Source organism: Alkalibacillus haloalkaliphilus C5, from assembly GCF_000269905.1.
GTDB classification, from domain to species: Bacteria; Bacillota; Bacilli; order Bacillales; family Alkalibacillaceae; genus Alkalibacillus; species Alkalibacillus haloalkaliphilus_A.
The window spans coordinates 1-9976 of sequence record NZ_AKIF01000109.1 but is presented as its reverse complement, the minus strand read 5'-3'; the positions used below and the strand labels follow the sequence as shown (position 1 = coordinate 9976).

The following is a 9976-nucleotide window of genomic DNA, read 5'->3' as shown; positions in this document are numbered from 1 at the left end:
CCGCTGAGATTGCAGCCATATTGCAGTTAAACCCAGACTGGTAAGCAATTGCGCTTTCAGTCCCTTTGAATTCAGCAATTTTCTCTTCTAATTTCACGTGTAGATCTAATGTACCGTTAATTGTACGTACTGCACCTGCCCCTACACCGTGAGAATCAACTGCTTGTTTAGCAACTTCTTTAAGTCTTTCATCAGTTGCTAGTCCAAGATAGTTATTTGATGAAAGATTGATTAATTTTTGACCATTAATTGTAATTTCAGGTCCATTAGCACCTTCTACAGGGTCAATTTCATTATAAAGTCCTTGGTCTTTTAATTCTTGTAAATTTTCATTTAAAAAACGATCTAAAGTTTCACTAGGCATTACGTTACCTCCTAAAAAGTTGTCAAAATCTAGTTTTCCCAATATGTATCATAACATGATTTAAGCTGTTATGGGGAAATCACGATACATGATTTTCTCATCGACAAAACACTTTAAAGCATAAAAGAAAACAGGGAGATGAACTCTCCCTGCTAACATAGCTTATACATCTCTTACTTTTGATGTTTCTCTTGTTGGCTGATGCTCACCAGATTCTATAGCTTTAATGTAGTGACAAGCTGCTGCGTGACCATCAGTCATATAGTCTTCATTACGCAATTCTGGTACTTCTTCAGCACACTTATCTGTCGCAAATGGACACCTAGTATGGAAACGGCAACCAGTTGGCGGATCGATTGGTGAAGGGACATCACCTTGTAAGAAGATACGCTCTGTCTTCTTTTCTGGATCCGGTACAGGAATTGCTGATAATAAAGCTTTTGTATAAGGATGTTGTGGGTTTTCGAAAATTGACTTCGTGTCACCCATTTCAACAATTTTACCTAAATACATAACGATAATACGATCAGAGATGTGACGAACAACTCCTAAGTCGTGTGCAATAAATAAATACGTCAAATTCCACTCATCTTGGAATTTCTTTAACAAGTTTAATACCTGTGCTTGAATCGATACGTCCAACGCAGAAACTGCTTCGTCACAAACAATTAATTTCGGGTTAACTGAAAGTGCACGAGCAATACCGATACGTTGACGCTGACCACCTGAGAACTCGTGTGGGAAACGGTCAGCTTGGTGTGGCTGTAAACCAACTGTTTCCATTAATTCTGCAATACGATCATTACGCTCGTCACGTGGCACTGCGTTTTGAATTTCCATCGCTTCGTTTAACGTTTGACGTACTGTCATACGTGGGTTTAATGATGCATAAGGGTCTTGGAAAATAATTTGTAAGTCTTTACGCATCTTACGCATTTCTTTCTTATTTAAGGAAAGTAGATCTGTACCGTCAAACTCAATTGTCCCATCAGTTGGGTCATCTAAACGTAAAATAGCACGACCTGTCGTTGATTTACCACATCCGGACTCACCAACAACACTTACTGTTTCACCTTCATAAATTGTGAATGAAACATCGTCAACAGCCTTTACGTTATTTACCGTACGACCGAGTACTCCACCTTTAATCGGGAAATACTGTTTTAAATTATTAATCTTCAGAAGTTCTTTTTTCTGGCTCATACACTTTCACCTCCGGATCGCCATCCCATTCATCTGTGTAGATCCAGCAACGAACTTGTTCACCTTCACCAACCTCATCAAGGTTTGGTAGTTCGCTGTGGCATAAGTCAGTTGCAAATGGGCAACGTGGCGCGAATCGACAACCATCAGGCATCTCATGTGGTGCAGGAACTGTACCTTTAATAGGGATTAGCTCCTCTTGGTCCACATCACTACGTGGTAGTGAATTTAAAAGGCCGACTGTATATGGGTGTCTAGGGTTTTTGAATAGCGTTTTAACGTCAGCATATTCAACGACTTTACCGCAATACATAACGGCAACATAATCACATGTCTCTGCTACAACACCTAAGTCGTGCGTAATCATGACAACAGACATGCCCATTTCTTCTTGTAATTCTTTAATCAGCTCTAAAATTTGTGCCTGAATCGTAACGTCTAGCGCTGTAGTAGGCTCGTCTGCAATTAATAACTCAGGGTTACATGCTAATGCCATTGCAATCATAACACGCTGGCGCATACCACCTGATAATTCGAATGGATACTGCGTCACACGCTTTCTTGGTGACGGAATTCCCACTAGCTCTAGTAATTCAACTGCTTTTTCCGTACCGTCTTTCTTATCAAGACCGCGGTGGATTTTCAATGCTTCACGAATTTGTTGACCAATTGTGTAAACAGGGTTTAATGAAGTCATTGGCTCTTGGAAGATCATTGAAATTTGATTACCACGTACTTTACGCATTTGTGCTTCACTATAATCTAAAAGGTTTTGACCTTTGAAATTAATTTCTCCACCGACGATTTCACCTGGTGAATCGATTAATTGAAGGATTGATAAAGCACTAATACTCTTACCAGAACCTGATTCACCTACAATTCCTAATGTTTTTCCTTTAGGAACATCAAAAGTAACACCGTCAACAGCTTTGATTTCATTTCCTTCTATAAAGAAAGACGTTCTTAAGTCTTTAACTTCTAAAATTTTCTCATCACTCATGATCCTACACCTCGCTTTCTATCAATTAATCGTTAAGATCAATACGCTTGTTAAGGAATTTATAAGAAATATCGACTAATAAGTTAACGACAACGAATACTACTGAAATAATCAGAATACACGCTTGAACAACTGGGAAGTCACGGTTCATAATTGAGTCAACTAATAATCTACCCATTCCGTTAATCGCGAATACTTCCTCTGTTAATACCGCACCGGCAAGTAATGCACCGAATTGTAGACCGACAACCGTTACAACCGGGATTAGTGCGTTTTTAAGCGCGTGCTTATAAATAATAATACGTTCTTTAACACCTTTTGCACGTGCTGTACGAATATAGTCTTGTGAAATAACCTCAAGCATACTTGAACGTGTCATACGTGCAATAATAGCTGCACCGGCTGTACCTAAGGTTATAACTGGTAGTAAGACTTGCTCTGGTGAACCCCAACCTGTTGGCGGGAACCAACCTAAGTTAATAGAGAACCACTGCATTAACATTAAGCCTAACCAGAAGTTCGGCATGGATAAACCGAATAATGCAACAATCATAATCGACACGTCAGCTACTGAATACTGGCGTACCGCTGAAATAATACCTGCAATTAAACCTAAGAAAATACTTAATACCGTAGCGTATAATGCTAACTCAATTGTTACCCAAAAACGTGGAGCTACCTCATCGACTACTGGTGTGTTGTAACGCATGGACGTTCCAAGATCGCCTTGGACAACACCTGTAATATAATCAAAATACTGTACCGGCAATGGATCATTTAATCCTAAACGATTTTCAATTTGTTCGACCATCTCAGGCGGAGCATTCTCCCCTGCCATCAACTGTGCCGGGTTACCAGGTGTTAAGTGCATTAGTAGGAATACTAAGATCGTAACACCTAATAATACCGGAATCAGTTGCAGGATACGACGGATTATAAATACAGTCATCTATTTTGCACCTCTTTTCTATTTTTTCATTTTTGGATCTAACGCATCACGTAAACCATCACCAAAGATGTTAAACGCTAATACAACAACAACGATAAATGCACCTGGGAAGAATGCGATATAACCAGCATCTCTCATATAACCTCTACCATCATTTAACATCGCTCCCCACTCCGGTGTAGGCGGTTGCGCACCCATACCTAAGAAGGATAAACCTGCAGCTGTTAAAATTGCTGTTGCAATATAAAGAGTCGCATTAACAATAACTGGTGATAATACGTTCGGTAAAATGTGCTTAAAGATGATTCGTCCATCACCAGCACCTAAAGCTCGGATTGCATCAACGTACTCTAGCTTTTTCGCCGCTAACGTTGAACCACGAATAATACGAGCGAAACCAGGAACAGCGTAAATAGCTACGGCAATCGTTACGTTCACTAAGCTTCCACCTAAAATACTTACAATTGCTAAAGCTAGTAAAATACCTGGGAAAGCTAAGAGAATATCGATAAATCTCATAATAATGTTATCAATGCGACCACCGTAGTAACCCGAAATAATACCAATCGGAATACCGACTAGCGCCCCCATAATAACTGAAGCAAAACCGATCCCCAGCGTTAAGGACATACCATGAATAATTCGTGTGAATATGTCACGTCCCATGTGGTCTGTACCGAACCAAAACTCTGCTGAAGGACTTTCGAACCTGTTCATAACGTCCGTATCATTTGGAGAATTTGACGTTAATAAAGGACCAATTATTGATACAACTATTAGAAATAAAATGGTGTAAAAACCAATCAAGGCTGCTCTATTTTTTGCTAGGCGTTTGTAGAAATCTTTTATTGATTTAACCCTTGGGTTTTCTACTTTTTCTTGCACGCCTTCTTCTACCTGTTGATTTGACACAGCTTATACCCCCTTTTTAAAACATCGCAAATTTTTGAAAATTTAAATTGTGAACCCTCACTTTAAACATTTTACCACAAATGTAAGCGCTTTTTTATGTTGTTTCTTGGTAAAAATATTTTAGCGAGTCTACTTTCTCAACTATCATAAACGTACATTCATAATAATACAATAATTTACCCCAAATTAAGTCTATTCAGAATTTGCAAATAATATTGAATATAAATTAAAAAATATAGTTCCTTCATTATATATTGTCACTACATTAACAACTTAGAGTAAATTTAGACAAAATATAACCTTGCTAATAGTTTGAAAATGATTTATATTATGTTTGAGGGCATGCCTAATATTTTAGGCTACTCAAATACTTATAAATTACCAAGGGGGTAACACAAGCATGAAGTCAAACAGAACTTTTTGGCTTTTAGCCGTAATGCTAGTCTTCACACTATTTCTAGCAGCTTGTGCTGGTGATGGTACTGGAGAAGAAGAACCGAGTACTGACGAAGATCCAGATACAGGCGAAGAAGCTGGAGAAGATGAAGACGAAGATGCTGAGGAAGATTTACAAACTGAGGTTGACGTTGATGGAGATCACGTAATCTTAGCAGTTTCTTCAGATTTAGTATCATTAGATCCACATGGTGAAAACGACGTTCCTTCAAGTAACGTCCGTAATAACATTTATGAAACACTAGTTTATCAGGACGAAGATATGGAAATCGTTGAAGGTCTTGCAACTGACTGGGAAGAAGTAGACGACACTACATGGGCTTTCACACTACGTGAAGGTGTACAGTTCCACGATGGCACAGAGTTTACTGCATCTGCAGTGAAAGCTAACCTAGAGCGTGTACTAGACCCTGCAATGGCGTCTCCACGTACTTTCCTTTACGAGATGATTGAGGAAGTATCAGTTGAAGGTGACTACGAAGTTCACATTACAACTGAATACCCATTTGCTCCACTATTAGCTCACTTATCACACGATGCTGGTGGTATCATTAGTGAAGAAGCAATCACAACTGACTATGAGCAAGCTTTAGAAGAAGCTGGCTATGACATGTCAGTAGAAGAGTACTATGAACTTCGCGCTGAAGGTGGCGAAGAGTTTGAAGAAGTATCAGGAGAAATCGCAGAGTATGTTGGTACTTATGTAGCAAGTAACCCGCATGGTACTGGTTACTTCCAGTTACTAGAGCGCGTCTCTGGTGAAGAAACGACATTAGAGCGTAACGAAGACTACTGGGGTGAAAATGCACTTCCTGGTGCTGTAACGTTCAAAGTTATTCCTGAGCCTGGTGCTCGTTTAGCAGAGTTAGAAACTTATAACTCTCACATTGCTGATCCAATTCAGCCAACTGATGTAAGCAACGTTGAAGCGTTAGAAGACGCTTATGTTAATACTCAAGAATCTGTAAGTTTATCTTACATTGGGTTCAACATGGAAAAAGAACCATTTGATGATGCTCGTGTACGTCAAGCTATTAACTTAGCTGTAAACCAAGAGGAGATCATCGAAGGTATCTATGATGGTAATGGTATTCCTGCGCTTGGTCCACTAGCTCCAGACGTATTCGGTTATGACGAAGATGTATCTGGTTTAGGTTATGAGCCTGAGCGCGCTCAAGAGCTTCTAGAGGAAGCTGGTTACGGTGATGGTTTCGAAACAACTCTATGGACTAACGACAACGAGCAGCGTGTAGAAACTGCTCTTTACGTTCAAGACGTATTAGGTGATTACGGAATCGATGTTGAAATCGAAGAGCTAGAATGGGGTGCTTACTTAGACCGCACATCTAACGGTGAACATGATATGTTCGTATTAGGTTGGTCTACAGTAACAGGTGACGCTGACTATGGTCTTTACTCACTATTCCACTCTAGTGCTCACGGTTCAACTGGTAACCGTTCATTCGTAGATGATCCAGAACTAGATGAACTTCTAGATGCTGGTCGTCGTGAAGGTGACCCTGAAGCACGTCAAGAAATCTACTCTGAAGTACAAGAGCTATTAACTGAAATTGCTCCTATGCTTTACGTTCACCACCAGAACTACCTAACTGGTGTAAGAGAAGAAGTTGATGGTTTCTGGGTAGACGCATTAGGTATTTATCAGCTTAAAGACGTAACAATTAACGATTAATCTTTAGGCATTCATAAAAAGGCTGGCATTGAGCCAGCCTTTTTTGTTTGTTTAATATGAAATTCACCGATAGCTTTGAGCATCTTGAACCGTTTTATGAGCCTCTCGATTATTTTTTTGAGCCTCTTGCACCGGTCTATGAGCTTCTAAGCTAAAAAGAAAAAGCTACGAGGATAAACTACCTCATAGCTTTTATATTATAAGTTCTTCGCTTTTTTCTGAGCTCGTTCACGTTCACTCTTGTTTAAGATCTTTTTACGTAAACGGATTGACTCAGGCGTTACTTCACAATACTCATCATCATCTAAATACTCAATTGCTTCTTCTAATGTTAATTTTCGAGTACCTTTCAGTGTAACGGTATTGTCTTTTGTTGCTGAACGGACGTTAGTTAGTGCCTTTTCCTTCGTAATATTAACTGTTAAGTCGTTATCACGATTGTGCTCACCAACGATCATTCCTTCATAAACCTCAGTACCAGGTTCAACAAAAATAACACCACGGTCTTCAAGTGCCATAATACTATATGGTGTTGCTTTACCTTTTTCTTGAGATACTAATACACCTTGGCGTCTTCCACCACAGTACCTTGAGCAACAGGCTCATAAGCATCAAATGAATGGTTTAAAATACCGTAACCACGCGTTTGAGACATAAACTCAGTTGAATAACCAATTAGGCCACGAGATGGTACTTTGAACTCTAATCTCACTTGGCCGTTTCCGTGGTTAATCATATCAAGCATTTCACCTTTACGTGCTCCTAAAGACTCCATAACTGGACCTGTATAATCTTCAGGTACATCAATTTGAACACGCTCATACGGCTCACACTTCACACCATCGATTTCTTGTATAATAACTTGAGGTTTAGATATTTGTAGTTCATATCCTTCACGACGCATATTTTCAATTAAAATCGATAAGTGAAGTTCACCACGACCTGATACGATCCACGCATCTGGTGTTTCAGTTTCGTCAACACGTAAGCTCACATCTGTTTCAAGCTGAGTTAATAGACGTTCTTCAATTTTTCTTGCTGTAATATAATCCCCTTCTTTACCAGCAAACGGACTATTGTTAACAACAAAACGCATTTGTAAAGTCGGCTCATCGATTCTTGGGATTGGTAATGGGTCATGATGATTAACATCACAAACTGTCTCACCAACGTTTAAATCTTCCATACCTGAAACGGCAACGATATCACCGGCTTCAGCCTCTTCGATCTCAACACGTTTCAATCCGATAAAACCGAACAACTTCGTAATACGATGGTTTTTAACTGAGCCATCTTTCTTCATTAAAGCAACTTGGTCGCCGACTTTCATTTTTCCGCGGTAGACGCGTCCGACACCAATACGTCCGACATAATCGTTGTAATCAAGTAACGTTACTTGGAATTGTAACGGTTCGTCGACAAGCTTTTGAGGCGCTGGAATGTGCTCTAAAATTTTCTCAAAAATTGGATCCATCGTTTCGTTTTGATCTTCTGCTTCATAACCTGATGTTCCTTGTAGTGCCGAAGCATAGGCTACAGGGAATTCTAACTGCTCATCGTCAGCCCCAAGCTCGATAAATAAATCTAATACTTCATCGACAACTTCCTCAGGACGGCTATTCGGACGGTCAATCTTATTTAAAACAACCATTGGTTTTAAGTTTTGTTCTAATGCTTTCTTTAACACGAAACGAGTCTGTGGCATACAACCTTCATATGCGTCAACGACTAACAATACACCATCAACCATTTTCATAATACGTTCCACTTCACCACCAAAGTCAGCGTGGCCTGGTGTATCTAAAATGTTGATTTGTGCATTGCCATAATTTATAGCTGTATTTTTCGCAAGGATCGTAATCCCGCGTTCCTTCTCTAAATCATCCGTATCCATCGCACGATCATCAACGTTTTCATTATCGCGAAACGTCCCAGAATAGTGTAACATTTGGTCTACTAACGTTGTCTTACCATGGTCAACGTGCGCAATAATGGCGATATTACGAATATCTTTGTGCTCTTGCATAAAAACGCTCCATTTCTATAACTAAAATTTCCTGCCTTTGTTATTATATATCAGTTGAGCTATACTGTATAGTTTTTAACGAAAGGATCTAAATTAATCAACATATCTAATCGATTTAGCAAAAGTGATAACAAACACCCCGACCGTTAACAAGCAGCATGAAGCCACGAAAATAATTTCATCTACTGAAAATCCTAAAGAAATAAACAATGAAGTTAGAAGAAATGAAACAGGAAGTAATCCCATTGATGCAAATGAAATTAAACTCATCATCCTTCCAATATAGTCTTCATCTGTGTTTGCTTGAATAGCCGATAGTATTGGCACATCTATGATAGACATTGTTAAACCAACTAAGCTAATGGCAACTAAGCTAATCCATAACTCACCTGTTAAACTAAAGATGACCATAAATACACCAAGCGCAACGATACTTACTAACGAAACAAGTCCACGCCGTCTATTTATATTAATAATTCCAACAATCACTGCTCCTATTAACATCCCGACACCTAACAATCCACTTAATAAACTATAAGTAAACTCACCGCCACCGATCACATTTCGCGCGAAAATTGGTAACCCCATTTGTAGCGGTCCGCTTAAAAATAAATTAAGTGAGACTGATGTTAACATTAATGTTAATAAGAAAGGGGACTGTTTTACATAACGAAGACCATCTATAACTGATCGCCAAACAGACTGGTGTTCTTGTTGTTCTTCTTGACCCAAACCTACTCTTCTCCGTAAATATATATCAACTACAGCAGCCAACAGAAGCATTATACTAACTAGACCAAACATCAACTCATAACTGCCAAATCCAATAACAACACCTGCAATTAATGGGCCAGCAATGACTGAAAAACGCTGTGTCGTATGAACAATTGAATTCGCTCGAGTTAGTTGTTTTTTATCCACTAATTTCGGAAATAATGAAGAACTTGCTGGCCAAAAAAATGCATCTAACAAACCAAATAAAAACGCTAGCCCAACTAACACCCAAATGGAAACTAAATCAAAAACGAGCAAGCCAATAACGAGCACTAATAAAACAGCCTTTGTGAAATCAGATAACAACATTACTGTCGCTTTATTAACACGATCAGCAATGGCACCACCGATTAACATAAATAAAAGCCTCGGAATAGAACTTGCGACAAACACAAACCCCAGCATCGCTTCTAACCTTAAGTAATCAACGACATACCAATTAACCGTAAATAAAAAGAACGCCACACTTAAACTTGAAGCTAAAAAAGTTAAGAAATATAACACAAATGATCGATTCCGATACAACGGCAAACGACCTTCCCCTGTATTATTGTTCACCACTTTCATCCTCTCTTAAGTTAGAAACAATTCTTCTAACT

Annotated in this window: 7 protein-coding genes and 1 pseudogene; 1 reads left to right on the top strand and 7 read right to left on the bottom strand. The window is 39.1% G+C overall.

Annotated elements, in window-relative coordinates:
* From A194_RS18255 to A194_RS0111355, 5 genes are all read right to left on the bottom strand, one after another.
* On the bottom strand, positions 1-364 hold a 364-nt coding region (locus A194_RS18255), incomplete at its 3' end, for an aminotransferase class I/II-fold pyridoxal phosphate-dependent enzyme (protein WP_040402771.1).
* Positions 365-526: 162 nt separating this feature from the next.
* Positions 527-1567 (bottom strand): ABC transporter ATP-binding protein, encoded by a 1041-nt coding sequence (locus tag A194_RS0111370; RefSeq protein WP_017186967.1) that lies wholly within the window; start codon positions 1565-1567, stop codon positions 527-529.
* Positions 1536-2567 carry an ABC transporter ATP-binding protein gene (locus A194_RS0111365; RefSeq protein WP_017186966.1) on the bottom strand — a complete coding sequence of 344 codons (1032 nt, stop codon included), beginning with the start codon at positions 2565-2567 and terminating at the stop codon, positions 1536-1538. Before A194_RS0111365 ends, A194_RS0111370 begins: the two co-directional genes overlap by 32 nt.
* A gap of 25 nt (positions 2568-2592) precedes the next feature.
* Positions 2593-3516 carry an ABC transporter permease gene (locus tag A194_RS0111360; protein WP_017186965.1) on the bottom strand — a complete coding sequence of 308 codons (924 nt, stop codon included), beginning with the start codon at positions 3514-3516 and terminating at the stop codon, positions 2593-2595.
* 18 nt (positions 3517-3534) lie between these two features.
* On the bottom strand, positions 3535-4428 hold the full coding sequence (locus A194_RS0111355) for an ABC transporter permease (protein WP_017186964.1): 894 nt from the start codon (positions 4426-4428) through the stop codon (positions 3535-3537).
* A 400-nt stretch (positions 4429-4828) separates the two neighbouring features.
* Between A194_RS0111355 and A194_RS0111350 the strand changes: the two genes are divergently transcribed.
* On the top strand, positions 4829-6577 hold the full coding sequence (locus A194_RS0111350; protein ID WP_017186963.1) for a glutathione ABC transporter substrate-binding protein: 1749 nt from the start codon (positions 4829-4831) through the stop codon (positions 6575-6577).
* 197 nt (positions 6578-6774) lie between these two features.
* Here the strand turns inward: A194_RS0111350 and typA are convergent.
* Together typA and A194_RS0111340 are read right to left on the bottom strand one after the other, a co-directional pair.
* Positions 6775-8603, bottom strand: a pseudogene (gene typA / locus A194_RS18250) (translational GTPase TypA).
* A gap of 93 nt (positions 8604-8696) precedes the next feature.
* Positions 8697-9944, bottom strand: a complete 1248-nt coding sequence (locus A194_RS0111340) for an MFS transporter (RefSeq protein ID WP_017186962.1) — start codon at positions 9942-9944, stop codon at positions 8697-8699.
* Positions 9945-9976 lie beyond the last annotated feature (32 nt).

Bases quoted from the DNA above. Each gene is read 5' to 3' on its own strand.
- A194_RS0111370 (WP_017186967.1), bottom strand. From the start codon at position 1,567: ATGAGCCAGAAAAAAGAACTTCTGAAGATTAATAATTTAAAACAGTAT.
- A194_RS0111365 (WP_017186966.1), bottom strand. From the start codon at position 2,567: ATGAGTGATGAGAAAATTTTAGAAGTTAAAGACTTAAGAACGTCTTTC.
- A194_RS0111360 (WP_017186965.1), bottom strand. From the start codon at position 3,516: ATGACTGTATTTATAATCCGTCGTATCCTGCAACTGATTCCGGTATTA.
- A194_RS0111350 (WP_017186963.1), top strand. From the start codon at position 4,829: ATGAAGTCAAACAGAACTTTTTGGCTTTTAGCCGTAATGCTAGTCTTC.
- A194_RS0111340 (WP_017186962.1), bottom strand. From the start codon at position 9,944: ATGAAAGTGGTGAACAATAATACAGGGGAAGGTCGTTTGCCGTTGTAT.